Source organism: Microbacterium awajiense, from assembly GCF_039536545.1.
Classification (GTDB): Bacteria; Actinomycetota; Actinomycetes; order Actinomycetales; family Microbacteriaceae; genus Microbacterium; species Microbacterium awajiense.
This window is the reverse complement of record NZ_BAAAYU010000001.1, coordinates 37,382-63,092: the sequence shown is the minus strand read 5'-3', so window position 1 is coordinate 63,092 and position 25,711 is coordinate 37,382. Positions and strand designations below refer to the sequence as shown.

28 protein-coding genes are annotated in these 25,711 nt (G+C 70.1%); 6 read left to right on the top strand and 22 right to left on the bottom strand.

The window, feature by feature from the left end; translation table 11 throughout:
* Window positions 1-7: 7 nt before the first annotated feature.
* From ABD663_RS00320 to ABD663_RS00245, 16 genes are all read right to left on the bottom strand, one after another.
* The gene (locus ABD663_RS00320; protein WP_344735828.1) at window positions 8-766 is read right to left on the bottom strand and encodes a hypothetical protein; all 759 of its coding nucleotides are present in this window, start codon (window positions 764-766) and stop codon (window positions 8-10) included.
* A gap of 37 nt (window positions 767-803) precedes the next feature.
* The gene (locus ABD663_RS00315; RefSeq protein ID WP_344735826.1) at window positions 804-1,682 is read right to left on the bottom strand and encodes an ABC transporter permease; all 879 of its coding nucleotides are present in this window, start codon (window positions 1,680-1,682) and stop codon (window positions 804-806) included.
* Window positions 1,679-2,614, bottom strand: coding sequence for an ABC transporter ATP-binding protein (locus ABD663_RS00310; protein WP_344735825.1), 936 nt, complete (start codon window positions 2,612-2,614; stop codon window positions 1,679-1,681). Before ABD663_RS00310 ends, ABD663_RS00315 begins: the two co-directional genes overlap by 4 nt.
* Window positions 2,615-2,677: 63 nt before the next feature.
* On the bottom strand, window positions 2,678-3,253 hold the full coding sequence (locus ABD663_RS00305; RefSeq protein WP_344735823.1) for a regulatory protein RecX: 576 nt from the start codon (window positions 3,251-3,253) through the stop codon (window positions 2,678-2,680).
* A gap of 44 nt (window positions 3,254-3,297) precedes the next feature.
* Window positions 3,298-4,350, bottom strand: a complete 1,053-nt coding sequence (gene recA, locus ABD663_RS00300; protein WP_344735821.1) for a recombinase RecA — start codon at window positions 4,348-4,350, stop codon at window positions 3,298-3,300.
* 240 nt (window positions 4,351-4,590) lie between these two features.
* On the bottom strand, window positions 4,591-4,812 hold the full coding sequence (locus tag ABD663_RS00295; RefSeq protein ID WP_344735819.1) for a DUF3046 domain-containing protein: 222 nt from the start codon (window positions 4,810-4,812) through the stop codon (window positions 4,591-4,593).
* 12 nt (window positions 4,813-4,824) lie between these two features.
* Window positions 4,825-5,133, bottom strand: a complete 309-nt coding sequence (locus tag ABD663_RS00290) for a helix-turn-helix domain-containing protein (RefSeq protein WP_055967997.1) — start codon at window positions 5,131-5,133, stop codon at window positions 4,825-4,827.
* A 149-nt stretch (window positions 5,134-5,282) separates the two neighbouring features.
* Window positions 5,283-5,753 (bottom strand): CinA family protein, encoded by a 471-nt coding sequence (locus tag ABD663_RS00285; protein ID WP_344735818.1) that lies wholly within the window; start codon window positions 5,751-5,753, stop codon window positions 5,283-5,285.
* Window positions 5,750-6,319: a CDP-diacylglycerol--glycerol-3-phosphate 3-phosphatidyltransferase gene (gene pgsA, locus ABD663_RS00280; protein ID WP_344735817.1), complete on the bottom strand. Its 570-nt coding sequence runs from the start codon at window positions 6,317-6,319 to the stop codon at window positions 5,750-5,752. Before pgsA ends, ABD663_RS00285 begins: the two co-directional genes overlap by 4 nt.
* Before the next feature lie 30 nt (window positions 6,320-6,349).
* Window positions 6,350-9,022 carry an FtsK/SpoIIIE family DNA translocase gene (locus ABD663_RS00275; protein ID WP_344735816.1) on the bottom strand — a complete coding sequence of 891 codons (2,673 nt, stop codon included), beginning with the start codon at window positions 9,020-9,022 and terminating at the stop codon, window positions 6,350-6,352.
* 111 nt (window positions 9,023-9,133) lie between these two features.
* Window positions 9,134-9,625: a GNAT family N-acetyltransferase gene (locus tag ABD663_RS00270; RefSeq protein ID WP_344735815.1), complete on the bottom strand. Its 492-nt coding sequence runs from the start codon at window positions 9,623-9,625 to the stop codon at window positions 9,134-9,136.
* A 23-nt stretch (window positions 9,626-9,648) separates the two neighbouring features.
* Window positions 9,649-11,325, bottom strand: coding sequence for a ribonuclease J (locus ABD663_RS00265; RefSeq protein ID WP_344735814.1), 1,677 nt, complete (start codon window positions 11,323-11,325; stop codon window positions 9,649-9,651).
* Between the two features lie 51 nt (window positions 11,326-11,376).
* Window positions 11,377-12,354, bottom strand: coding sequence for a 4-hydroxy-tetrahydrodipicolinate synthase (gene dapA, locus ABD663_RS00260; protein WP_344735813.1), 978 nt, complete (start codon window positions 12,352-12,354; stop codon window positions 11,377-11,379).
* Window positions 12,355-12,372: 18 nt separating this feature from the next.
* Window positions 12,373-13,134 (bottom strand): SDR family NAD(P)-dependent oxidoreductase, encoded by a 762-nt coding sequence (locus ABD663_RS00255; protein WP_344735812.1) that lies wholly within the window; start codon window positions 13,132-13,134, stop codon window positions 12,373-12,375.
* A gap of 4 nt (window positions 13,135-13,138) precedes the next feature.
* Entirely contained in the window at window positions 13,139-13,636 is a 498-nt protein-coding gene (locus ABD663_RS00250) for a dihydrofolate reductase (RefSeq protein ID WP_344735811.1), read from the bottom strand.
* A complete protein-coding gene (locus tag ABD663_RS00245; protein WP_344735810.1) occupies window positions 13,633-14,436 on the bottom strand; it encodes a thymidylate synthase in 804 nt (267 codons plus the stop codon). Before ABD663_RS00245 ends, ABD663_RS00250 begins: the two co-directional genes overlap by 4 nt.
* A gap of 122 nt (window positions 14,437-14,558) precedes the next feature.
* Here ABD663_RS00245 and ABD663_RS00240 point away from each other — a divergent pair, with 122 nt between their 5' ends.
* The 4 genes from ABD663_RS00240 to ABD663_RS00225 all read left to right on the top strand — a co-directional run bounded on the left by ABD663_RS00240 (window position 14,559) and on the right by ABD663_RS00225 (window position 16,946).
* Complete coding sequence (locus tag ABD663_RS00240) at window positions 14,559-14,996, top strand: TlpA family protein disulfide reductase (RefSeq protein ID WP_425561740.1); 438 nt, start codon at window positions 14,559-14,561, stop codon at window positions 14,994-14,996.
* Window positions 14,989-15,501 (top strand): DUF4395 domain-containing protein, encoded by a 513-nt coding sequence (locus tag ABD663_RS00235; protein WP_344735808.1) that lies wholly within the window; start codon window positions 14,989-14,991, stop codon window positions 15,499-15,501. Before ABD663_RS00240 ends, ABD663_RS00235 begins: the two co-directional genes overlap by 8 nt.
* Before the next feature lie 118 nt (window positions 15,502-15,619).
* Window positions 15,620-16,045 (top strand): OsmC family peroxiredoxin, encoded by a 426-nt coding sequence (locus tag ABD663_RS00230; protein ID WP_344736891.1) that lies wholly within the window; start codon window positions 15,620-15,622, stop codon window positions 16,043-16,045.
* Window positions 16,038-16,946, top strand: a complete 909-nt coding sequence (locus tag ABD663_RS00225; RefSeq protein WP_344735807.1) for a TIGR01777 family oxidoreductase — start codon at window positions 16,038-16,040, stop codon at window positions 16,944-16,946. The genes ABD663_RS00230 and ABD663_RS00225 overlap by 8 nt, the downstream gene beginning before the upstream one ends.
* Here the strand turns inward: ABD663_RS00225 and ABD663_RS00220 are convergent.
* On the bottom strand, window positions 16,943-17,398 hold the full coding sequence (locus tag ABD663_RS00220) for a hypothetical protein (protein ID WP_344735805.1): 456 nt from the start codon (window positions 17,396-17,398) through the stop codon (window positions 16,943-16,945). The genes ABD663_RS00225 and ABD663_RS00220 overlap by 4 nt on opposite strands.
* Window positions 17,395-18,207, bottom strand: coding sequence for a 4-hydroxy-tetrahydrodipicolinate reductase (gene dapB / locus ABD663_RS00215; protein ID WP_344735804.1), 813 nt, complete (start codon window positions 18,205-18,207; stop codon window positions 17,395-17,397). The genes ABD663_RS00220 and dapB overlap by 4 nt, the downstream gene beginning before the upstream one ends.
* A 159-nt stretch (window positions 18,208-18,366) precedes the next feature.
* Between dapB and ABD663_RS00210 the strand changes: the two genes are divergently transcribed.
* Window positions 18,367-18,858 carry a GNAT family N-acetyltransferase gene (locus ABD663_RS00210; protein WP_344735803.1) on the top strand — a complete coding sequence of 164 codons (492 nt, stop codon included), beginning with the start codon at window positions 18,367-18,369 and terminating at the stop codon, window positions 18,856-18,858.
* Here the strand turns inward: ABD663_RS00210 and ABD663_RS00205 are convergent.
* The 3 genes from ABD663_RS00205 to ABD663_RS00195 all read right to left on the bottom strand — a co-directional run bounded on the left by ABD663_RS00205 (window position 18,846) and on the right by ABD663_RS00195 (window position 23,137).
* A complete protein-coding gene (locus ABD663_RS00205) occupies window positions 18,846-19,448 on the bottom strand; it encodes a histidine phosphatase family protein (protein ID WP_344735802.1) in 603 nt (200 codons plus the stop codon). The two genes, ABD663_RS00210 and ABD663_RS00205, sit on opposite strands and share 13 nt — an antisense overlap.
* A 92-nt stretch (window positions 19,449-19,540) precedes the next feature.
* A complete protein-coding gene (locus ABD663_RS00200; RefSeq protein WP_344735801.1) occupies window positions 19,541-20,605 on the bottom strand; it encodes an aldo/keto reductase in 1,065 nt (354 codons plus the stop codon).
* 285 nt (window positions 20,606-20,890) lie between these two features.
* On the bottom strand, window positions 20,891-23,137 hold the full coding sequence (locus ABD663_RS00195) for a polyribonucleotide nucleotidyltransferase (RefSeq protein WP_344735800.1): 2,247 nt from the start codon (window positions 23,135-23,137) through the stop codon (window positions 20,891-20,893).
* Window positions 23,138-23,437: 300 nt separating this feature from the next.
* On the opposite strand from ABD663_RS00195, the gene ABD663_RS00190 reads away from it, so the two are divergent.
* Window positions 23,438-23,623: a DUF5302 domain-containing protein gene (locus tag ABD663_RS00190; protein WP_344735799.1), complete on the top strand. Its 186-nt coding sequence runs from the start codon at window positions 23,438-23,440 to the stop codon at window positions 23,621-23,623.
* A 94-nt stretch (window positions 23,624-23,717) separates the two neighbouring features.
* Here the strand turns inward: ABD663_RS00190 and ABD663_RS00185 are convergent, their stop codons facing one another.
* Window positions 23,718-25,673: a GDSL-type esterase/lipase family protein gene (locus tag ABD663_RS00185; RefSeq protein WP_344735798.1), complete on the bottom strand. Its 1,956-nt coding sequence runs from the start codon at window positions 25,671-25,673 to the stop codon at window positions 23,718-23,720.
* Window positions 25,674-25,711: the final 38 nt, after the last annotated feature.

The window sequence follows — 25,711 nt, the reverse complement described above, 5'->3', positions numbered from 1 at the left end:
GGTCGACTCAGTCCGAGCTGGTCGGCTCGGGGCGCTCGAGTCCGGCGAACGGGGCCGCAGCGGCGGTGAACGCGGCGCGATCGGCTTCGCTGATCGTCTGGATGCCGTAGAACAGCGAGATGCCGCTCACGAGCCATCCGCGTTCGAGGGCACCGGAGTGCGCGTCGGCATCGAGTGAGGCATCCTGCACCGCCACGCTCACGAACTCCGGTCCCTCGAAGAAGTCACCGTAATCGAGCCACTCGGGAACCTCGGTGGGCTCGGGACCGACGCCGGTGATGCCCCACTCGGCGAGCTCGGCCTGGGCGGCCGCGATCACGCGGTCCCAGTCCTCGCGGGGCAGCACGATCTCGGCCTCCCAGCTGCCGGAGTTGTACGTCGACAGCATCGACTGGCCGCCGTAGCCGTTGCCGATCTCGTCGGTCCATCCGCCGTCGCCGCGCTCCGACCACGACGCGTCGTCGAGGGCACCGTCGAGTGCGACGTCGATGGCGTCGACGACCGCGGCGCGGATGATCTCCCACCGTGCCTCGACGTCTTCGGCGACCGGCGCCTCGAGCACGGCGTCGGCGTCGATCCCGGCATGGGCCGGATAGTCGCTCCAGTCGACGGTGACCTCTTGACCGGACGCATCCGTGTAGGTCGTCGTGGGCGATGCCGCGGCGCATCCCGCAAGCGTGAGCGTGAGCGTCGCGCAGACGGCGATCACGGCGGCGCGCGCGACCGGACGCGTGCGATGGCGCAGAGCGGGGCGTGGAGTGGGCATCACCAGCCAGCCTATGTCGGCGATCCTGGGACGCCGCTCAGCGGATGCGGGCACGGATGCGACCCGCCGACAGCGCCGTGAAGCCGACGGCCATGACCACGAGCACGAGGAAGGCGAGACCGGCGGGCACGAGCAGATCGCCGACGTAGGCGTCGATCCCGTAGAACTCGCGCAGGGTGTCGACGGCCTCGGTGCTGTCGCCGGCCATGTCGGTCAACGTGCCCTCGGTGAACTCGCGCCGCAGCAGCATCGCCCCCTGGGCGAAAGGAAGTGCGTTGATCGTTCCGGCGACCGCTTCCGGCAGTGATCCGACCGGGATGTACGCGCCTGCGACGAAGCCCAGCACGGTGCCGATCACCGTCGCCAACCCGGCGAACGCGGCGGTCGTGCGGATGAACGAGACGATGAGTGCCGACAGCGCGGTGAAGGCGAGGCAGCACAGCACCGTGATCCCGGCGATGCGCACGACGGTCTCGGGATCGAGCCACGTCTGATCGACGATGCCGAGGTACAGGATGCTCAGCACGAGGACGAGCATCGACATCACCACGGACACGATCACGGCCGCGAGCAGGTAGCCCAGGACCAGCTGCCCGCGGGTGACGGGCGAGACGAGGTAATCGCGGAAGCGACCCGATTCGCCGTCGTCGACGAGGGTGGCCAACGCGCCCAGGCCGGTCGTGATGGTCGTGAGCATCACGATCCCCGCGAACATCCACGAGTCGACGAAGGCACGGGTCTCGCCTTCGGTCGCCGCGGGGAAGGTCTCGCCGAGTGCGTCGATCTGAAGTCGAGCGAGGAAGAGCGTATAGAGCACGAACAGAATGAGCGCGCCGAGCAGCGAGAAGAACACGTTCATGCGGTCGCGGAAGAACAGCCGCAGGTTCCGCTGGACGATGGCGCCGACGATCCTCATGCGCGGTCCTCGCCGTCCGGCTCGTCGCCGTCGGGTGTGCGACCGGTCAGAGCCAGGAACACGTCGTCCATCCGACCGTGACGGAACTCGAAGTCGAGGACGCCCTCACCGTGCTCGGCCAGCAGCCGTCGGGCGGACTGCGAGCCGTCGACGGAGACGGCGATTTGGTCGTCGTCGACGTGGCAGTCGAACCCGTGGGTGCGCGCCAGACGGACCAGCGCACCGGGGTCGGCGGAGGTCACCGAGAGGATGCTGTGGCTGTGACGGGCCCGCAGTGCAGCGGGCGTGTCGTCGGCGACGATGCGCCCCCGGTCGATGACGCAGACGCGATCGGCCTGCTCCGTCTCCTCCATGTAGTGCGTGGTGAGGAAGACCGTGAGTCCGCTCTCCTCCCGCAGCCGGTGGATGACCCGCCAGACGATCTGCCGGCTGGCCGGGTCCAGGCCCGCGGTCGGCTCGTCGAGGAACAGGATGGCCGGCTCGTGCAGCAGCGCACGCGCGATGTCGACACGGCGCCGCTGACCGCCGCTGAGCCGACCGTAGGGCCGGTCGAGGAAGCCGCCGAGCGAGATGAGCTCGGCCAGCGTGTCGATGCGGGTGTCGACCCGGTTGGGATCGACGCGCGAGAGGATGCCGCGCAGCCGGAGATTCTCACGGGTGGTCAGCGCAGGGTCCAGCAGCGACTCCTGGAAGACCACGCCGATCTTCTCGCGCACCTTCTCGCCCTGCCGCGTCACATCGAGTCCCGACACGCGGACGGCGCCGCTGTCGAACGGGATGACGGTGGTGACGCAGTTGATCGTCGTCGATTTGCCGGCGCCGTTGGCGCCGAGGAAGGCGAACGCGATGCCGTCGGGCACTTCGAAGCTCAGGTCATCGACCGCTGTGACGTGCCGGTACCGCTTGGTCAGCCCCTCGACCTCGATCGACATGTTCTCCTCCGTCACGACGGACGCGCGTCGGATCAGTCTGTCATGGGCGAGGGGCGTGCGAGTTCACAGTTCGTCGAGTGCCTGCTGCGCCGCCGACATCGCCGTCGACCCGCCGAATCCTCGACGCCCGAGCTGCCCGAGCAGACGGCGCAGCGCGACCTGGCGGTCGAGTCCGGACATCGAGCGAGCCTTGGCCCGTGCGGTCTCGAGCGCCCGTTCCGCGTCGTCGTCGGGCAGTGCTCCGAGCGCTGCCGCGGCGACCTCGCGCGGGATGCCGCGCCGTGCGAGCGTCTGGGCGATGACCCGACGCCCCTGCGAGCGCCGCTCGACGCCGACGTGCACCAGCTGCTCGGCCAGCGCCGCGTCGTCGAGGTAGCCGTAGTCGAGCAGGGATTCCATGATCCCGTCGACGTCGGCGCTGCCGACCTCGCGCGCTGCCAGGAAGTCCCGCGCCTCCGAAACCGAGAGCGGACGGGAGACGAGGCGCTTCAGCAGCGCCTTCTCGGCACGGGAACGGACCTCTGCCGATGCCACCGTCTCTGCATCCGCGGTGTCGATCGTGGGCGGACTCTCGGGTGCGCCCGCGAACAGCGGGATGACGGGAGCGAGCGCGTCATCGACGTGCTCGCTCCCGGCCATCCCCTGTTCTGCGGGCCGCTCTGTGCCGTCGTGCCCGCCGGACATCACGCGGGGCGGCGAGCCGCCAGCTCGTCGGCGACGGCGGCATCCGTCGGTCGCGCCGCGCCGATGCCGAGCTTGTCCTTGATCTTCGATTCGATCTCGGCGGCGATGTCGTCGTTCTTGATGAGGAAGTTCCGGGCGTTCTCCTTGCCCTGGCCGAGCTGCTCGCCGTCGTACGTGTACCAGGCGCCGGACTTCTTGACGATGCCGTGCTCGACGCCGAAGTCGATGAGACTGCCCTCGCGTGAGATGCCGACGCCGTACAGGATGTCGAACTCCGCCTGCTTGAAGGGCGGGGCCATCTTGTTCTTGACGACCTTGACGCGGGTGCGGTTGCCGACCGCGTCGGTGCCGTCCTTCAGCGTCTCGATGCGGCGGATGTCGAGGCGCACCGAGGCGTAGAACTTGAGCGCCTTGCCGCCCGCCGTGGTCTCGGGTGAGCCGAAGAACACGCCGATCTTCTCGCGCAGCTGGTTGATGAAGATGGCGGTGGTCTTCGTCTGGTTGAGGCCACCGGTGAGCTTGCGCAGCGCCTGCGACATGAGACGGGCCTGCAGTCCGACGTGGGAGTCACCCATCTCGCCCTCGATCTCGGCCTTGGGCACCAGGGCGGCGACGGAGTCGATCACGACGAGGTCGATCGCACCCGAGCGGATCAGCATGTCGGCGATCTCGAGGGCCTGCTCCCCCGTGTCGGGCTGCGACACGAGCAGCGAGTCGATGTCGACGCCGAGCTTCTGCGCATAGTCGGGGTCGAGCGCGTGCTCGGCGTCGATGAACGCGGCGATGCCGCCGGCGCGCTGCACGTTGGCGATGGCGTGCAGAGTGAGCGTCGTCTTACCCGACGACTCGGGACCGTAGATCTCGATGATGCGGCCGCGCGGCAGACCGCCCACGCCGAGGGCGACGTCGAGGGCGATCGATCCGGTGGGGATCACCTCGACGGGGGCACGCTCGTCGCTGCCCAGCCGCATGACCGAGCCCTTTCCGAACTGCCGGTCGATCTGGGCGAGGGCCGATTCGAGGGCCTTCTCGCGGTCAGCGGGTGATGGCATGGCGTGCTCCTTCTGCTCGCGTTCCGTCGCCTGTAGGCTGTCGCGCTCCGAGCCCGGTGACCCGGATGCTGCGACAAGGCGTGTGGTGTCGTTCGACATCGTTCACGTTAGGAGTGGGTTCCGACATCGCCGGTTCCCCTGCCCCTTCTGTGGACAGACAGGCGGACGACACCTGCTGTGCAGGAGACTACGCGGACATCGAACACATCTTCGACACCGACACGCCGAGTCGGACGGGGATCAGTGACGCGGTTCGAGGCGCCCGGCGCCGTGACGGCGCGAGGGCGGAACATCGGCCTCCTCGCACAGCGCCATCCAGACCTCGCGCGGCGCGACACCGCGATCGATCGCCTGAGCGGCGGTCAGGTCGCCGACCGCCGGAAGGGCGAGGTCTGCCAGAAGAGCCGGCGCGCGGGAGCCGAACTCGGCGACGACGGCGCGTTCGAATTCGCTGCGACGCATCCGGGGTGCGGCTCAGCGCAGCGAGAGTTCGGCGTCGACCGAGGCGACCAGATCGTCCGGCACCACATCGGGGAACGTCTGCAGGCCCTCGAGCACCGAGAGTCGGTCGCCCACCTCGCGCATGATCGTGGAGATGGGCACGTCGAGGGCTTCGGCCACCGACGCGAGGATCTCGCTGGAGGCCTCCTTCTGGCCTCTCTCGACCTCGCTCAGGTAGCCGAGCGCGACACTCGCGCGACTGGCGACCTGTCGCAGCGTGCGACCCTTCTGCTGGCGGAAGTCGCGGAGGACTTCGCCGATCTCTTGACGAACCAGGATCATGACGTGCCCCCTTCGAGATGATTCCGCCCGTCGTCCGGGTGGACAACAGTACAACACCGGTGCCCCCAATCTAATCCCGTGCGCTGGGGAATGGGTGGGAATCGCGGAATGTAACCGCGATGAAACACGGAATGTTCCCGTCCGGGCGGTCAGGGCGCGGCGATCACGCGGGCGCAGAGCGCGATCGCACGGCGCGTCGTCTCGCTGCGGATCTCCTGCCGCGATCCACTGAGCTTGAGCGGCTCGACCGTCACGCCCGTCGGCACCGCGACCGCGACGAACACCGTGCCCACCTCCGCACCGCCCTGCGGGTCGGGACCGGCGACGCCGGTCGTCGCTATCGCGACATCGACGCCGAGGACGGTTCGTGCTCCTTCGGCCATCCAGCGGGCCACGTCGGGGGCCACCGGCCCGGCGCGCTCCAGCAGATCCTGGTCGACACCGAGGACACCTGCCTTCACATCCGTCGCGTAGGCCACCACGCCGCCGCGCACCACCGCGGACGCACCGGGTACGTCGACCAGCGCGGCGACCAGTCCCCCGCCGGTGAGCGACTCGGCCGTTCCGATCGTCCAGCCCCGCCCCGCGAGCGCAGCCAGCAGGGCCGCGGCATCGGTCATCGCGTGTGCCTCCGGCGCGCCGCGCGCACCTCGGTGACGATGTAGTCGATGCCGCTCGCGATGGTGAGGATCACGGCGATCGCCATCGTGACGCCGTTCACCCACCAGATCCACTCACCGACGAGCGTCCACAGCGGCAGCAACGCCAGCGAGAGGGCGACCGCCTGTGCGACGGTCTTGAGCTTGCCCATCCACGCCGCGGCCAGCACGTGATCGCTGACGACGATGAAGCGGTAGACGGTGATCCCGATCTCGCGGATCAGCACGACGATCGTGATCCACCACGGCAGTTCGCCGAGGATCGACAGGCCGATGAAGGCGAAGCCGGTGAGCACTTTGTCGGCGATCGGGTCCAGCAGCTTGCCGAGGTCGGTGACGATCTCGTAGCGCCGTGCGATCCAGCCGTCCACGCCGTCCGTGGCGATCGCCACGATGAACAGCGCGGCAGCCCACCACCGCAGCGCACCGTCCGCTCCTGCGTCGGCCAGCAGCATCCACAGGAACACCGGGGCGCACAGGATGCGGACGATCGTGATCGTGTTCGGCAGCTGCCGGGGCACCGTCATGGCGTCGAGCCTAACTCTGGGAGGGGGGCATCAGTCGCGACCGGTGAGGCCCCACGCGTCCTCGTCGCCGTCGGCCTCCACCACCGGACGATCCGCGAACTGCGCCTCGACCGGATCGGCCGAGTAGGGGTCGGCGGGCGCCGCCGACGGCTGCGGGGGGACGTCCTCGCCGCGCAGCTTCGCCAGCACGCCGGGCAGCTGCTCGGCGGTGACGAGCACGTCACGGGCCTTCGAGCCCTCGGAGGGACCGACGATCTCCCGCGACTCGAGCAGGTCCATGAGGCGTCCGGCCTTGGCGAACCCGACGCGCAGCTTGCGCTGCAGCATCGACGTCGACCCGAACTGGGTGGACACGACGAGTTCGGCGGCCGCCAGCAGCACCTCGAGGTCGTCCCCGATGTCGGCGTCGATCTCCTTCTTCTCGGCCACCGCCGCGACGTCGTCACGGTACTCCGGTCGCGCCTGGCGCGTCACGTGGCGCACGACCTTCTCGATCTCGGGCTCGCTCACCCACGCACCCTGCACGCGCAGTGACTTCGACGCACCCATGGGCAGGAACAGCGCGTCGCCCTGGCCGATGAGCCGTTCGGCCCCGGGCTGATCGAGGATGACCCGCGAGTCGGTGACGCTGGTCACCGCGAAGGCGAGGCGCGAGGGAACGTTCGCCTTGATGAGGCCCGTGACGACGTCGACACTGGGACGCTGGGTCGCGAGCACGAGGTGGATGCCGCTCGCGCGCGCGAGCTGGGTGATGCGCACGATCGAGTCCTCGACGTCGCGCGGGGCGACCATCATGAGGTCAGCGAGCTCGTCGACGACGACCAGAAGGTACGGGTACGGCTTCAGGACGCGCTCGCTGCCGACCGGCACCTCCACCTCGCCCGCGCGCACGGCCCTGTTGAAGTCGTCGATGTGGCGGAAGCCGAACGACGCGAGGTCGTCGTACCGCATGTCCATCTCTTTGACGACCCACTGCAACGCCTCGGCGGCCTTCTTCGGGTTCGTGATGATCGGCGTGATCAGGTGCGGCACCCCCGCGTACGAGGTCAGCTCGACGCGCTTCGGGTCGATGAGCACCATCCGCACGTCGGCGGGCTTGGCGCGCATCAGCAGGCTCGTGATCATCGAGTTGACGAAGCTCGACTTGCCCGACCCGGTCGAACCGGCGACGAGCAGGTGGGGCATCTTCGCGAGGTTCGCGACCACGTAGCCGCCGCCGACGTCCTTGCCGACGCCGATGGTCATCGGATGCGTGGACGCGTCGGCCGCGGGTGAGCGGAGCACATCGCCGAGCGTCACGATCTCGCGGTCGGTGTTGGGGATCTCGACGCCGATCGCGCTCTTGCCGGGGATGGGGGCCAGGATCCGCACCTCGTTGGAGGCCACCGCGTACGCGATGTTGTTGGTGAGCGCCGTGATGCGCTCGACCTTCACCCCCGGGCCGAGCTCGATCTCGTACTGGGTGACCGTCGGCCCGCGCGAGAAGCCGGTCACGCGCGCGTCGACCTGGAACTGCTCGAGAACCCCGGTGATGGCGGCCACGACCGCGTCGTTCGCCGCCGACCGCGACTTGTGGGGTGTGCCTTCGGCGAGCGCTTCGACCGACGGCAGGCGGTAGGGCCGATGCGGCGTATCGCCGACATCCGTCGATCCGATGCCGTCCAGGCCCGGCAGCACCCCGTCGTCGACGGTCTGCGCCGAATCGTCGCGCAGGCCCGTCGCCTCGGTCGCCGAGGTCGCGACCGCTGCCGACGGAGCCGGCGTGATCACCTCGGTGGTGGCGTCGGGCATCACCGGCGCGGGCGGCACCGGCGGCGTGATCGCCTGCTCGAATCCGCCGTGCGACGAACCCGGCGGAAGCAGCTCGGTCAGGTCCTGCGAGCCGATGGCGTCGTCGGGGTCCTTCTCGCGCCCGCTCTTGTTGCGGCGCCACCACGGAACGCCGTCGGATGCATCCTCCGCCTCGTCGGCGGCGCCGGCCTGCGTCTGGGTCGGCTCCTTCGGCTCGGCGTCGAACATCCACGCGTAGAGCTGTCCGAGTCGTCGTCCGATGCGGTTGGGCGGGGTCTTGGTGACGATGAGGATGCTCAAGGCCGTCAGCAGCGCCAGCACGATGTACGCACCGACGTCGGTGAGGAGCATCGCGAGCGGCTCGGCGACCATCCAGCCGAACAGACCGCCGGCCTCGCTGAGCGCGGGCAGCCCCTCGCTGGGCTGCGGTCGGCCGCCGGCGACGTGGCAGAAGCCCGCGATCGACAGGATGAACAGGCCGAACCCGATGCCGATGCGACCGTTGTCGTGCACCGACGACGGATGCCGGAACATCCACCCTGCGAGGATGAGCAGCAGCACCGGCAACACGAACGCCTCTCGGCCGATGAGACCGCCGACCGTGTAGGCGCTGATCGTCGCGGCGACGTCGGTGCCGATGAGGAACCACTCGTTGACCGCGCCGACGATCGCCAGCAACACGAGCAGGAACGGGAATCCGTCGCGACGCTGGTCCTTCTCGAGCGTCTCCGGACCGAACGCGCGGAACAGCCCGCCGGTCGCGTGGGCGAGACCGAGCCATGCCCGCACGATCACGGGCGGCTTCTCGTCCTCTCCGACGTAGCGCTTGGGAGCGGCATCCGGCTTCTTGGCGCGCGAACCACCGCTCGAGGGCGCGCGACCGTTCCTGGTCGGGCTGGAGCTCCTGGCCATGGTCTCCACGGTATGCCCGGCCCCCCGCATCCGGCGGGAGCCACACGGCATTGCGCGGCGGACCGTCGTCCCACCTCCTCGTGGTGCGGCTCGGCGGTCGACGCCCAGCGCTCAGCGCAGGCGCTTGACCATCGTGTCGCGGCCGATGCCGCGCTCGACGACAGCGAACCCCTCGCTGCGGTAGAGGGTCACGGCGAAGTTGCCGCGCTGCACGCTGAGACTCAGCCGCGCGTAGCCCTCGGAGCGGGCATGGTCGCACAGGCGCTGCAGGAGCGCCCGGCCCACGCCGTGCGCACGCCAGATGGGCCGCACGCCGATGATCAATTCGGGCACACCGGTGGCGATGTACCCGAAACCGGGGGCGCTGCGCGGCAGCATCCGGTACCACGCGGCGCCGATCGGCTCGTCGTGCAGGTCGACGGCGACGAAGCCCGCGTCGCCCGGTCGCATCCAGCCGGCCACGTAGCGGCTGTGGTCGCCGCTGGAGATGACCTCGTGCCGAGGAGCCGTGCGCTCGCTCCAGTTGGCCGCCTCGACCACCATGTCGCCGAGGAAGGCGCCGTCCGCCTGCGTCGCGGGGCGGACGCGGAACGAAGACGGCATGGCCGCGATTCTACGGCTGTGCGTCAGGCCTCGATGACCAGCGGCACGATCATCGGACGGCGACGCAGGGACTGGTTGACCCAGCGGCCGATCGTGCGGCGCACGACCTGCGAGAGCGCGTGCGTGTCGCGCACGCCCGAACGCGCCGCCTCCGAGAGCGCCGCGGCGATCTTGGGGACGACGGGGTCGAACACCGAGTCGTCCTCCGCGAACCCGCGGGCGTGGATCTCGGGCCCGGTGATGATCTTGCCGTTGGCGGTGTCGACCACGACGATGACCGAGATGAATCCCTCCTCGCCGAGGATGCGGCGGTCCTTGAGGTCGGCCTCGGTGACCTCGCCGACCGTCGAGCCGTCCACATAGACGAACCCGAGGTCGAGCTGGCCGACCACGCGCGCCGCGCCGTCCTTCAGATCGACGACCGTGCCGTTCTCGCCGAGGATCGTCCGGCCTTCGTCGATACCGGTGTCCTGCGCGAGACGCGCGTTCGCGACGAGGTGACGGTATTCGCCGTGGATGGGCAGCACGTTGCGGGGCTTGAGGATGTTGTAGCAGTACAGCAGCTCGCCGGCGGCCGCGTGACCCGACACGTGCACCTTGGCGTTGCCCTTGTGCACGACGTTCGCACCGAGCTTGGTCAGACCGTCGATCACGCGATAGACCGCGTTCTCGTTGCCCGGGATGAGGCTCGACGCGAGGATCACCGTGTCGCCCGGACCGGGCTCGATCTCGTGGTCGAGGTTCGCCATGCGGCTGAGCACCGCCATCGGCTCGCCCTGCGACCCGGTCGACATGTAGACGATCTTGTCGTCGGGCAGGTCGCGCGCCTTCTTGTAGTCGATGAGCACGCCGTCGGGCACGTGCAGGTAGCCGAGGTCTTCGGCGATCGTCATGTTCCGCAGCATGCTGCGCCCCAGCAGCGCGACGCGTCGGCCATGGGCGGCAGCGGCGTCCAGCACCTGCTGCACGCGATGCACATGGCTCGAGAAGCTCGCGACGATCACGCGCCGCGGCGCGCGCGCGATCACCTGGTCGAGCACAGGACCGATCGAGCGCTCCAACGGGGTGAACCCGGGCACGTCGGCGTTCGTGGAGTCGACCAGGAACAGGTCGACCCCCTCTTCGCCCAGCCGCGCGAAGGCGCGCAGGTCGGTGAGCCGACCATCGAGCGGCAGCTGATCCATCTTGAAGTCGCCGGTCGCGAGGACGAGACCCGCGGGTGTGCGGATCGCGACCGCGAGCGCATCCGGGATCGAGTGGTTGACGGCGACGAACTCGAGGTCGAACGGACCCAGCTTCTCGTGCTGCCCCTCGGCGACGGTGAGGCTGTACGGCTTGATGCGGTGCTCCTTGAGCTTCGCCTCGGTGAGGGCGAGCGTCAGCCCGGAGCCGACGATCGGAAGGTCCCCTTTGAGCTTGAGCAGGTACGGCACCGCTCCGATGTGGTCTTCGTGGCCGTGGGTGAGCACGACGCCGACGATGTCGTCGAGGCGGTTCTTGATCGGTTCGAAGTCGGGCAGGATCAGGTCGACTCCGGGCTGGTGCTCTTCGGGGAAGAGCACGCCGCAGTCGACGATCAGCAGCTTGCCGTCGTACTCGAAGACGGTCATGTTGCGCCCGACCTCGCCGAGACCGCCGAGTGGCGTGACCCGCAGGGTGCCCTTCTCGAGAGCGGGCGGCTCGTAGGGGGTGTTCGGCATGGCGTTCCTCTCAGGATGCCGCAGGGGCGGCGCGACGCGTGCGCCGACGCGTCATCGGGTGGTGCCCGACACCTTGGGCAGCGCGCCGCCGGCGGCGGCGTTGCGGTCGGGTCGGAAGTCGGAGAAGTCGGCGCCGGCGACACCTGTGACCAGCGCGAGCTCGTCCTCGATGATCGCGGCCTCCCACTCCTCGGGGCCGACCAGCGGCAGCCGGACGCGCGGGCTGCCGATGCGGCCGAGGCCGTGCAGGATGTACTTCGCCGCGACGGTCCCCGGCACGTGGGTCATGGTCGCCCGCACGAGCGGCTCGAGACGGCGGTGCTCGGCGGTCGCGGCGTGCAGGTCGCCGCGGTTGACGGCGTCGACGATGACACGGTACGGCGCCGGTGCGATGTTGGCGGTCACGCCGATCAGCCCGGTGGCGCCGATCGACAGGTGGGGCAGCACGTTCGCGTCGTCGCCCGAGAAGTACATCAGTCCGGTCTGGTTCAGTACGCGGCTGACCTCGCTGAAGTCGCCCTTGGCGTCTTTGATCGCGAGGATGTTCGGGTGCTTGGCCAGACGCAGGATCGTCTCGTAGCGGATCGGCACGCCGGTGCGGCCGGGGATGTCGTAGAGGATCACCGGAAGATCGGTGGCGTCCGCCACCAGGCGGAAGTGCGTGAGGATGCCCGCCTGGGTGGGCTTGTTGTAGTACGGCGTCACGATCATGATGGCGTCCGCACCGGCGCGCTCACTCGCCTTGTACAGCTCGATCGCGTGGGCGGTCTCGTTGGATCCGCCGCCGGTGATGATCTTGGCCCGGCCGGCCGCGACGTCCTTGCCGACCTCGACGAGGCGCACCTTCTCGGCATCCGTCAGAGTCGACGTCTCACCCGTGGTGCCGGTGACCACGATGCCGTCGGCGCCCGCGGCGACCACGTCGTCGATGTGCTTCTCGACGGCGGGCCAGTCGACTTCGCCATCCGCCGTCATCGGCGTGACGAGCGCGACGAGCACCTGGCCGAAGGGGTTGCCCGTGTGCGTCATGCGTTCCAGGCTAGCGGGCTATCGGCCACGTTCGCCGACCGCTGCCGCCACGCTCGGCGGAACCAAGCGGGTCAGCGCGACGAGCGCCTTGTAGCGCAGCGACGGCACCGAGACGGGCTTGCCGCGCGCGGCATCCCGCAGCCCCTGGGCCACGACGTCGGGCGCGTCGAGCCACATCCAGTCGGGCACGCCCTCCTCTCCGGGAGGGGCGCCGAGCCGCTCGTGGAAGTTGGTGTGGGTGAACCCCGGGCACACGGCGGTGACCGTGACCCCCGATGGGCCGTACCGGGCGTTCGCCCAGCTGCTGAAGTCGACGAGCCAGCGCTTGCACGCACCGTACGTCGATCGGGGGATGAACGCGGCGACCGACGCGACGTTGATGATGCGACCATGCCCGCGTTCGAGCATCGGCTCGAGCGCCGCGTGCATGAGGCGCATCGGCGCATCGACGTGCACCTGCAGGTGCGCGACCTCGTCGGCGATGTCGTTCCGCTCGAACGCGAGGGGCAGGCCGAACCCCGCGTTGTTGACGAGCACCTCGATCGGCCGGGTGCGATCCGACAGGCGCTTGACCACCCGCGCGCGGTCGCGGCCGTCGGTGAGGTCGGCGCGCAGCACCTCGACGCCCACACCGTAGCGATCGACGATCTCGCCGCGGACGCGCTCGAGCGCCACGCGGTCGCGACCGACGAGCACGACGTCGGCGCCGCGCCCCGCGAGCTGACGGGCGAACTCCTCGCCCAGACCCGAACTGGCGCCGGTGATCAGCGCGATGACCATGTGCTCACTCCCCTGCTCGGTGATAGGTCAGGAATCGATAGCGGATGCCGGTGGTGGAGGTGTGCCACCCGTCCGGCGGATCCGCGGCGACGACCTTCCAGCCGTCAGGGGCGGGGGCGTAAGCGTCGCCCTCCACCTCGAGGTCGAGTTCGGTGACCTCGAGCACGTCCGCGCAGTCGAGCGCTTCCCGGTAGATCTGCCCGCCGCCGATCACCCAGACCTCGCCGTCGCCGGCGGCCTCGAGCGCCTCATCGAGAGAACCGGCGCGGTCGGCGCCGTCGGCGGACCAGTCCGGCCGACGGGTGACGACGATGTTGCGCCGTCCGGGAAGGGGGCGGAACCGCTCGGGAAGGGACTCCCACGTGCGGCGGCCCATCACGACGGGGGCTCCCCACGTGACCGCGCGGAAGTGGGCCGCGTCCTCAGGCACGTTCCAGGGCATCTCGCCGTCGGCGCCGATCACGCCGCCGTGGGCCTGGGCCCACACCAGTCCGACGGTCATACGGCGACGGCGCCCCGGATCGCCGGGTGGTGCTGGTAGCCCTCGACCACGAAGTCCTCGTACCGGTAGTCGAAGATCGACTCTGGTCTGCGGGCGAGCCGCAGCGTCGGAGAGGGGTAGGCCTGTCGCGAGAGCTGTTCGCGCACCTGTTCGAGGTGGTTGTCGTAGATGTGGCAGTCACCGCCGGTCCACACGAAGTCCCCGGGCTCGAGGTCGGTCTGCTGGGCCATCATCACCGTCAGCAGCGCGTAGGAGGCGATGTTGAAGGGCACCCCGAGGAACATGTCGGCGCTGCGCTGGTACAGCTGGCACGACAGCCGGCCGTCGGCGACATAGAACTGGAACAGCGCGTGGCAGGGGGCGAGCGCCATGTCGGGGATGTCCGCGGGATTCCAGGCCGACACGATGATGCGGCGCGAATCGGGATCGGTGCGGATCTGCTCGACGACCCGGGCGATCTGATCGATGTGGCCTCCGTCGGGCGTCGGCCACGACCGCCACTGCACCCCGTAGACGGGTCCGAGCTCGCCGTCGGCATCCGCCCATTCGTCCCAGATCGTCACGCCGTGGTCCTGCAGCCAGCCGACGTTCGATTCGCCGCGAAGGAACCACAGCAATTCGTACGCGATCGAGGTGAAGTGCACGCGCTTGGTGGTGATGAGGGGAAAGCCCTCGGAGAGGTCGAAGCGGATCTGCCGGCCGAAGACGCTGGTCGTCCCGGTGCCTGTTCGATCGTCGCGGTGCGTCCCCTCGGCGAGCACGTCGCGCAGCAGGTCTTCATACGGGGTCGGCACGGTCACGCCTGTCACGATACCGTCGTGCGACGGCGGCGGGCGTGATCGGCGTGCGGATGCGACCGGTCGTGCCGACGCGTCATACTTCGCGCATCCGGGATGCATTCAGCCGCACGCAGTTATCCTGGATGGCTGTGACCGCTCTCACCGCACTCCTCCTCGTCGCCGCGCTCCTCGCGGCGACCGCCGGCGTCGGCGCCTACCTGCGCTGGCGCCAGGGGCGGCCCAGTCGCCACATCGAGCACGAGGTCATCCAGCCCGAGCGGCTGGGGGCCGACGGCCTCGGTGAGGTCGCGACGCTGCTGCAGTTCAGCACCGAGCTGTGCGCCCGGTGCCCGGGCGTGCACCGAACGCTCTCGCAGATCGCGGACGCGCACGACGGCGTCCGCCACCTCGACATCGACCTCACCCATCGACCCGACATCGCCAAGCACTTCCACGTGCTGCAGACGCCGACCACTCTCGTGCTCGACGGCGACGGCGTCGTGCAGACGCGGTTCGGCGGCACGCCCAGTCGGCACGTCGTCGAGCTCGAGCTGACGCGGATGGCGGCAGTCGATGCCTGACGCGCAGTCCGTCGGAATCGACGCCCGCGGGCCTCGCTTCGCCGCAGCCATCACGTCGGCCCTGCTGCTGGTCGACGTCTTCCTCGCACTCATCGGCCTGTCCGCCGGCCCGATCGCGGCCGCATCGGTCGCAGAGCGCGCCGCCGACCCCGCGTTCCTGCTGTTGCTGGCCATCGCACTGCTGTTCCTGTGGGGCGTGCTGTCGCCGCGCACGGCGCCGTGGGCCGTGCTCTACCGTCGGGCCGTCGCGCCGCGCCTGGCCGAGCCCACCGAATTCGAAGACCCCCGTCCGCCGCGATTCGCGCAGGGCGTCGGACTCGCCGTCGTGGGGATCGGCCTCGTGCTGCACCTGGCCGCCGTGCCGTGGGCTCTCGTGATCGCCGCCGCGATGGCGTTCGTGGCCGCGTTCCTCAACGCCGCGTTCGGAGTGTGCCTCGGATGCCATCTCTACCTGCTGCTGCAGCGCATCGGGGTCGTCGGCCGCGAACGCCCCGCGCGGGCCTGATACGGTCGCGCTCACACGCGCGAGGGCACGCGCGTCAACCCGTCGCGCCGCGGCATCCGTCGCCGTTAGGCTGACCGCGATGAGCCCCGTCACGGGGCAGCCGACGAGGGAGGCCGACATGACCGTCACGAGCGAAGCGAGCACCACCTGGAAGGGCGCCCTGACCGACGGATCCGGCGCGGTCACGCTCATGTCTTCGGGCCTGGGCGCGTTCGACGTGAACTGGAAGGCCCGCAGCGAGGGTTCGACGAGCACCACGACCCCCGAAGAGCTGCTGGCCGCAGCGCACTCGGCGTGCTTCTCGATGGCGCTCTCGCACGCTCTCGCCGGCAACGGCACTCCCCCGGAGTCGATCGACGCGACCGCCTCGGTGACGTTCAAGCCCGGCACCGGCATCACCGGCAGTCACCTCAACGTCAACGCGGTCGTCCCCGGTATCGACCCTGAGGACTTCGCCCGCATCGCGGCCGAGGCCAAGTCCGCATGCCCCGTCTCGCAGGCACTCGCCGGCGTCGAGATCACCCTCGAGGCGACGCTTGCCTGACCCTCGACGGGTCGTCGTGGCCGGAGCCTCCGGTCTGATCGGCGGCGCGCTGGTGGACAGCCTGCGCGACGACGGAGTCGAGGTGACGACGCTGGTGCGGCGCCCGGCCCGGACCGCGCACGAAGCCGAGTGGCTCACCGACACGCAGACGCTCGATCCGGCCGTCCTCGACGGAGCCGAGGCCGTCGTGTGCCTCAACGGCGCGAGCATCGGCCGGTTTCCCTGGACGGCGCACTATCGCAACACGCTGCTGTGGTCGCGCATCGTCCCCACACGCGCGATCGCGCGTGCGCTGCGCGAGCTGGGCGACGGCGCGCCGGCGTTCGTCTCGGCGTCGGCGGTCGGCTACTACGGATCCGCGCCGGGCGAGCGGCTCGACGAGAGCGCGCCGCGCGGTGAGACCTTCCTCGCCGACCTGTGCGGCGAGTGGGAGGCGGCCGCGTCGGCGGCATCCGATCAGACACGCGTCGCACTGCTGCGCACAGCGCCCGTCGTGCACGAGGACGGCGTTCTCAAGCCCCTGCTCCTGCTGACGAAACTCGGCCTGAGCGGCCCGATCGGCCGCGGCACGCAGGCGTGGCCGTGGATCTCGCTCGTCGACGAGATCGCGGCCATCCGGCACGTGATCGACACGGATGTCGAAGGTCCGGTCAATCTCAGCGGTCCCACGCGTGCGACGGCGAACGACCTCGGCTTCGCCCTCGCGGTGCGCATGAACCGTCCCTTCCTGGTGCGTGCGCCCGAGTGGGGCATGAAGCTCGTGCTGGGCAGGGACGCCACCGAGGCGATCCTGACGGCCGACATGAACGTGGTGCCCGCCGTGCTCGAGGCATCCGGGTTCGCGTTCACCCACTCGACGGTCGAGGACGCCGTCGCCGCGGCGGTCCCCGCCCCGGCCTAGACGCCGCTGCGACGCTCGGCGGACTCGAGGCGGATCGCCGTGCGCACGGCCTCGCGCGCGCGTCGACGGTCGCCCGCCCCGTCATAGGCCAGGCCGAGGCGATACCACGAGCGCCAGTCGTCGGGATGCTGCTCCGCATCGGCGCGGAACTCGGGGAACAGCGCGTCGACCTCGTCGCGCACCGGCCGACCGCTCGGGCGCACGGCGACGTCGATCTCGGGCAGGCCGCCCTCGGCATCGAGCATCCGACCCAATCGCGTGGCGCGGTGTCCGAACCACAGCTCGCGGCCCAGCGCCCACGCGGCGATGATCGGAAGGGCGACGAGCGCCACGCCCATGGCGATTCCGACGGGGTCGCCGCTGAGCACGAGCAGCACCGCACGCTGCCCCACGAGCACGATGTACAGCGCGAGGAGCACCGCCATCACAGCGACGCCGATGCGCGCGCTCATGCGCCGGTGGCGCGGGCGACCTGCCCGGGTACGCCCTTCTCCGACACCGGCGCGTCGGCCGTCGCGCGGGGCTTGCGCAGCCCGATGTCGACGAAGCTGTCGAGGCCCACCACGACGCCGGTCGCCTCCCGCGCGCCGCGCAGGGCGATGCGGATGCCGGGGGCGTAGGCGAGCGCCGGATCGACGGTGTCGTGCGTGATCGTGAGTGCTTCGCCCGGGCCGGCCAGGATGACCTCCTGGCGCGCGACGACCCCGGGCCGTCGCAGCGAGTGGATCGGCACGCTCGCGACCTGCTGGCCGCGGGCGCGCTGATCGACATGCGGAGAGGCGACCGGACCGACGCCGCTGCGCGCGGCGGCGATGACCTCGGCGGTGCGCACGGCCGTGCCGCTGGGCGAGTCGATCTTGGTCTCGCGGTGGGCCTCGACGATCTCGATGGAGGGGAACAACGGCGCGGCCGCGGCCGCGAGCGCCGAGCCGATGACCGATCCGAGCGAGAAGTTCGGGATGAACACCGCAGCGGTTCCGGCATCCTTCACGGCGGAGCGGATCAGCGCGATGCGTTCGCTCGACCACCCCGAGGTGCCCACGAGCACGTTCTGCCCGCGCTGGATCGCGGCTCGCACGACGTCCATCGACGCTGCCGGGATGGAGGCGTCCACCACCAGATCCGCACCGTCGAGCTCGTCGAGGCTCGACGAGGAGGTCAGGATCGCCGCCACCTCGAACCCGTCTTCGGCCTCGACCACGTCGCGGATGATGCCGCCGAGCTTGCCGGTGCCGCCCACGATGGCCACGCGCGTCGTCATGGGAACCATCCTAGGCGTGGCCGGTCAGCGGGCTCCTCTCGCCGCACGAGCCCAACTCCTGCAATCCGGCGCCCGGGCGGTCGTCGTGACGGCGTGTCGTGGCCGCTGCCGCACGGTTTGCAGGAGTTGGGCACATCGAGCAGGTCGTACGCTGGCCTCGTGGTGAGCTTGCGCGCGATGTCGGTCGACGATCCGGTGGCCCGGGGGCTTCTGACGGCCTACTTCGAGGCACGGCAGGCGGGCTTCGCCGATCAGAACGTGGTGTACTCGATCCGGTTCCCGGAGGTCGCGGTGTTCACGCCGCCCGCGGGCGTGTTCGTCGTCGTCGAGGACGATGACGGCGAGCCGGTCGGATGCGGCGGCATCCGGCACCTCGCCGACGGACCGCTCGGGCGGCGGTACGAGGTGAAGCACCTCTACCTGAAACCCGAGACGCGCGGCCGCGGCTGGGGGCGACTTCTGCTGGACGACCTCGAACAGCGGGCCCTCGACTTCGGCGCCCGCGAGCTCGTACTCGACACGCACCACTCCCTCGTCGCCGCGGGCGCGCTGTATGCGCGTGCGGGGTTCGCACCCACCGATCCGTACAACGACAACCCCAACGCCAGCCGATGGTATGCGAAGCCCGTGGGCGGGGGTCAGACCGGGTAGTCCTCGGGGAGTCCGGTGCGCAGCTCGACCGGCAGATGGGCCATGTCGTTGTGCGAGAGGACCGTCCACGGGCGACCGTGCTTCTGGGCGAGCACGGTGAGCCCGCAGTTGGCCTGATTGAGGGTCATCCATCGCCATGCCGGCGACTGCATGACCTCACGCACGAACCAGCCGATGACGACGTTGTGCGTGATCAGCAGTTCGTGCACCTCGCCGCGCTTGCGCGCGAGGAACTCGCTGACCGCGTCGGACATCTGCGCCTGACCGGCGTCGATCTCGGCCTCGGTCACCGCACCGAAGAACGGTTCGTACGCGGCCGGGGTGTCGGGGGTCATCCCCGTCGGCACGCAGTCGAACAGCAGCGACGACGGCCTCGGCGACACGGACGGCAGACGTTCGGCGACGACCTGGGCGGTCTGGTTCGCGCGCTCCAGCGGTGAATGCCAGACGGAGTCGAACGGCACTCCCGACAGGCGATCGGCGATCAACCCCGCCTGCCGCACACCGCGGGGCGAGAGGGGGCCGTCGATGAGGCCGTGCTCGGCATCCTGATGCTCGCCGTGCCGCACGAGGTACAGATAGTGCGTCACGCTCGGTCACTCCATCGGGGTCCATGTGCCGGAAACGGCACGCGTACCACCCTACGTCAGAGCACCGACCGACGTGCCGGGGCTGTGGAACGTCACTCGGCGGCGCGAGCGATGTCGGCCAGCTGCGCGCGGCTGAGATGCACGCCGACCCCCTGCACGAGCTCTTCGATGTGCTGCGCCGCGTATGCGTTCACGATCGGCGCCGTCACCAGGCGCTGTGCGAGCAGCCACGCGACGGCGACGGCGGCGTCGGGCACGCCCAGCTCGGCGCCGACCGCGTCGAGCGCACGCAGCGTGCGCGTACCGCGACGATTCATGCTCGCAGCCAGTTGTGCGCCACGCACCGACAGTCCGCCGCGGGCGCGCCGACGGTGCCGACCCGACAGGAAGCCGTGCTCCAGAGCGTGCGACGGGGTGACGGCGAGGGCCTGCGCGCCCGCGACCAGACGCAGGTCGTCATCGAATTCATGCCGTCGGAGGACGTTGAAGGGCACGTCGAGCACGCTGATGCGGGGGAAGCCCGCCGAGGAGAAGATCCGCGCTTCGACGAGCTGCGCGGCCGAGTAGCCGATCGCGCCGAGCGCGCGGGCCTTGCCGGTCTCGACGAGCCACTCGGCGGTGGCGAGGGTGTCTTCGAGCGGTGTCTCGGAATCGATGGTGGCATCGAGGTACAGCACGTCGACATGGTCGGTGCCCAGGCGTCGCAGGGATGCCTCGACCGAGCGCACCAGGTTCACCGATCCCAGACCGGGGTTGTCGGGGTGGCCACCGACGCGCACGGCGAGCATGATCTCGTCGCGCAGCCCGCGCGAGTGCAGCCACTGCCCGATGATGTGCTCGCTGCGGCCGCCGGCGAAACTGTCCGCCGTGTGCACGGCGTTGCCGCCCAACTCGACGTAGGCGTCGAGGATGTCATGACTCGACTCGAGGTCGACATTCCAGCCGAACTCGGCGCCGCCCAGGATGAGCGGGAAGATCTCGGGGCCCCCCTCGCCGAGCGGCACCCGTACGGCTTCGCCGATCGGGCGACCCTGCACCGGGATCGGCGCGGACGGATGCGAGGCCTTCGCGTCGACGGCGGCGTCGACGGCCGCATCGACCGGCAGGGCAGGACCGAGCGTCACCGGACTCTTCGAGTCGACGCCGAATTGTGCCATGTGTCCCACCCCCTCGCGATCGTCCGTCTCGGAGTGCTCGCGACCACTGGATCCCGCGCCCCCCGACGCGTACTAGCAGGCTAGAGCCTGCCCACCCCACATCCGGTCAATGAGACGTACAACCGGTAAACATCGCATAACGGTTGGATCACAAGCCCGCCACGCACCGCGGTCTGTCCCCCGAACGGCGGACAGCGCATGGCTCCGCCGGCATGCGATGGCACGAAACGCGGATGCCCGCCCCTCCGTGTGGGAAGGGCGGGCATCCGTCGCTGCGAAGCGGGATCAGCCTTCGGCCGGGGCCTCGGCGGCCGCCTCTTCGAGGACCGGCTCGAGCGACAGCTTGCCGCGGTCGTCGATCTTCGTGATGCGCACCAGCAGCTTCTGTCCGACCGAGAGCACGTCTTCGACGTTCTCCACGCGCTTGCCGCCGGCGAGCTTGCGCACCTCGCTGACGTGCAGCAGGCCGTCCTTGCCGGGCAGGAGCGAGATGAACGCTCCGAAGGTCGCGATCTTGACGACCGTGCCGAGGAACTGCTCGCCGATCTCGGGGTTGGTCGGATTGGCGATCGCGTTCACCTGGGCACGGGCGGCCTCGGCCGACGGACCATCGACGGCGCCGATGTAGACGGTGCCGTCCTCCTCGATGGAGATGTCGGCGCCGGTCTCGTCCTGGATCGCGTTGATCGTCTTGCCCTTGGGGCCGATGAGCTCGCCGATCTTGTCGACCGGGATCTGCACGCTGATCACGCGCGGGGCGGTCGGCGCCATCTCGTCGGGCGCGTCGATGGCGGCGTTGAGAACACCGAGGATCGTCAGGCGCGCGTCGTGCGCCTGCTGCAGGGCCGCCGACAGCACCGACGACGGGATGCCGTCGAGCTTGGTGTCGAGCTGGATCGCGGTGACGAACTCGCTCGTGCCGGCGACCTTGAAGTCCATGTCGCCGAGGGCGTCCTCGGCGCCGAGGATGTCGGTGAGGGCGGCGTAGCGGGTCTGACCGTCGACCTCGTCCGTGACCAGGCCCATGGCGATGCCGGCGACGGGGGCGCGCAGCGGCACACCCGCGTTCAGCAGCGACAGGGTCGAGGCGCACACCGAGCCCATCGACGTCGAGCCGTTGGAGCCGAGAGCCTCGGAGACCTGACGGATCGCGTACGGGAACTCCTCGCGCGTGGGCAGCACCGGAACCAGGGCCCGCTCCGCGAGGAAGCCGTGGCCGATCTCGCGGCGCTTCGGGCTTCCCACGCGGCCGGTCTCGCCGGTCGAGTAGGGCGGGAAGTTGTAGTGGTGCATGTAGCGCTTGTGCGTCACGGGCGACAGCGAGTCGATCTGCTGCTCCATCTTGAGCATGTTCAGCGTGGTGACCCCGAGGATCTGGGTCTCGCCGCGCTGGAAGATCGCCGAGCCGTGGACGCGCGGGATGACCTGCACCTCGGCGTCGAGCGGACGGATGTCGGCGAGGCCGCGACCGTCGATGCGGACACCCTCGGAGAGGATGCGACCGCGCACGATCTTCTTGGTGACCGCCTTGTACGCACCCGAGAACTCGGAGTTCGCGGCATCCGTCAGCGAACCTGCCTCGACGGCTGCGGCGACGTCGGCCTTCACGCGATCCTTGATCGCATCGTCGGCGTTCTGACGCTCGATCTTGTCGGCGATCTGGTACACGCCGACGAGTTCGTCGTAGGCGCGCTCGGCGACGAAGTCGTAGGTCTCCTGCGAGTACGGCAGGAACACCGGGTAGTGCTGGATCTCCTTCGCCGCGCTGTTGGCGAGCACGGTCTGCGCCGCGACCAGTTCGGTGATGAAGGGCTTGGCCGCTTCGAGACCCTGCGCCACGACCTCTTCCGAGGGCTTGGTGGCGCCGGCCTTGATGAGGTTCCAGCTGTGCTCGGTGGCCTCGGCCTCGACCATCATGATCGCGACCTCGCCGTCGGGCAGCACGCGACCGGCGACCACGAGGTCGAACACGGCCTCTTCCAGCTGCGCGGCGTTCGGGAACGCGACCCACTGGTCGGCGTGGTCGCCGTGGCCCGGGATGAGCGCGAGCCGCACGCCGGCGATCGGGCCCGAGAACGGCAGGCCCGAGATCTGCGTCGACGCGGACGCGGCGTTGATCGCGAGCGCGTCGTAGAACTCGCCCGGTGCGATGGACAGCACCGTGATGACGATCTGCACCTCGTTGCGCAGTCCCTCGACGAACGACGGACGCAGCGGGCGGTCGATGAGGCGGCACACGAGGATGGCGTCGGTCGAGGGACGGCCCTCGCGACGGAAGAACGAGCCGGGGATCTTGCCCGCGGCGTACGAGCGCTCTTCGACGTCGACGGTCAGCGGGAAGAAGTCGAAGCCCTCGCGCGGGTGCTTGCCGGCGCTGGTCGCCGACAGCAGCATCGTCTCCTCGTCGAGGTAAGCGGCGACCGCTCCCTGCGACTGCTGCGCGAGGCGCCCGGTCTCGAACCGGACGGTGCGGGTGCCGAAGCGTCCGTTGTCGAGGACGGCTTCGGCGAACGTGATTTCAGGACCTTCCAAGAGGTCTCTCCTTCTTTGTTTAGGCTCGCCGGCCCGTGTGGCAGGCGAGCGTTCATGAAGGAGCAGGGCAGCAGATATGGGCGCGCGCGCGTATGTGCGAAGACCGCCTGCGCTGGCCACCGGTCGAAGACCACCGGATGCGTGTACGTGCCGGGAGTCCACCACAGGGGACCAGCTTCCTGCCGGGTCCGCTCCATGAGCTCGATGTGAAATTGAGCGGATGCCACAGTGGCAACCCCACCGATCCTATCAGCGGGCGCCCTCCTGCGCCCGCTCGGACGGCGGGTCTAGGGTTGGGACATGAGCACCGACGACAATCCGGCCGGCGCGGCATCGGACGAGATGAAGCGCAAGTTCAAGGAAGCGCTCGACAAGAAGAACGCGCGCCAGCGCGACGGCGAGGCGCATCTCGACGCGGACTCGGCGATCCACGAGGCCCACGGCCCGGCCTCGACCAAGCGCGAATTCCGCCGCAAGAGCGGCTGAGTCGCGCGATCGGCTCGCTCGAGCGGACGAAGCGGCACGCGACACGCCGAGGAAAGCGTGCATTCACGTCCGCTCGACGAGGAGGGCGGGTCGGTCAGCCGGGCTGACGAGTGCGCGTCCGGCGCTTGCGAGGCACCAGCACATAGTCGTCGTGCTTGGCCACTCGGCCGTCGCCGGCCGTGCGGCCGCGCAGCCGCCGCCACACCCACGGCAGCGCGTCGCGCGCGAGCCACGAGCCGGGCGCGGGCAGGTCCTCGTCGGAGTGCAGCACCGCATCGAGCTCGCCGAGCGCCTCGGCATCGCGCACCCCCAGGACCTCGGCCGCCCGGTAGGCGAGGAAGCGGTGCCCCCGCGAGCGCAGATGCACTTTGTCATCGGCCCACATGTCATGCTCGCCGATCGCGGGATGGGCCTCGACATCGAGGAGGAGGCAGCCGTGGCGTCGGGCGATCCCCCGCAGTAGGGCGTTGTACCGCGCGAAGCGGCGGGCGAAGATCATCGCGGTGCGTCGTCGCGGCAGGAACGGCGTGACCAGAAGCACGTCGGCCCCGCACTCCCGCAGCCGCGCGACGGCGGCGTCCACCTGCGCGGCGAGCAGATCGGGGTCCGCGGACGGACCGACCAGGTCGTTGGCGCCGATGAGCACCGAGACGAGGTCGGGCCGCAGCTCGAGCGTCCGATCGAGCTGCGCGCCCGTGAGATCGGCGACCTTGCGGCTGCGCACGGCCAGATTCGCGAAGCGGAAAGGCTGCACCCGTTCGTGGGCGAGCAGCATCGCCAGCCGCTCCGCCCAGCCCCGGAACTCGCCGGCAGGCATCCTGCTCGTGTCACACAGTCCTTCGGTGATCGAATCGCCCAACGCGACGTACCTCGACCAGCGTGGTCGGGCGACGGATGCCTCCGACAGCTCGGGCCGTACGGCTGCACGCGCGGGCAGCGCATCGTCGATCGCCCGCAGCCGAGCCGCCTGTTCGTAATGGGTCACCAGGTCGACGGTGAGCGCTTCCCACGTGCGCGAAGCGACGCCCTCGCGGGCGGCGGCACCGAAGGCGCGCCGCTTGGCGTGGTCGCCCAGCAGGTCCTCCACGCGCGCCCGCAGGTCGCCGAGGTCGCCGGGTCGGTACAGCCAACCGTCGACGCTCGACCGCACCAGGTCCACCGGTCCTCCCGCCCCGGTCGCGACCACTGGAGTCCCGCTCGCGAGTGCCTCCTGGATCGTCTGTCCGAACGTCTCGCTCTCACCCGGATGCACGAACACGTCGAAGCTCGCGACGGCCTCGGCCAACGCCGTGCCCGACAGGTGCCCGAGGAACGCCGCCTCCGGCAGCGCGCGCTGCAGCGCGGCTCGGTCCGGGCCGTCACCCACGATCACCAGGCGCATCCCGGGGATTCCTCGAAGAGCGGCGAGGTCGGCCACCTGCTTCTCGGGCGCGAGCCGACCGACGTAGCCGACGATCAGCGCGCCGCCGGCAAGCCGCTCGCGCAGTGGATCGCTGCGTCGCTCAGGCCGGAACTGACGCGCATCCACCCCCCGTCCCCATCGACGCACCCGGTCGACGCCGAGCGACTCGAGCCGGGCGATCGCGGCCGTCGACGGCGCGAGGGTCAGCGTCGCACGACGGTGCAGGCGCGCCGTGTGGGAGGCGGCGAGGGCGCGCCCGCGCGGCAGCCCGTACTTCTGCGCGTAGGCGATGACGTCGGTCTGATAGATCGCGACGGTGGGGATGTTCAGGGTGTCGGCGGCGACCAGCGCCTGCCAGCCGAGGACGAACGGCGAGGCGAGATGGATGACGTCGGGACGGTAGCGCCGCATGAGCTCGACGAGCCGCCGGCTTCCGGCGACCGCGACCCGCACCTGCGGGTACTGCGGCAGCGGGAAGGAGCGGACGAGTTCGACGGGCACCTCCAGCGAAGGATGGCTGTCGGGTCCCGGTGCGACGACGAGGATGTCGTCGCCGCGCAGGGCCAGCTCCTCGACGACGCGCAGCACGGAGTTGGTCACGCCGTTCATGTGCGGCAGAAACGATTCGGTCAGCAGCAGCACTCTCACGCGTCCAGCGTGACGGCGCGCGACGGATGCTGCGGCGC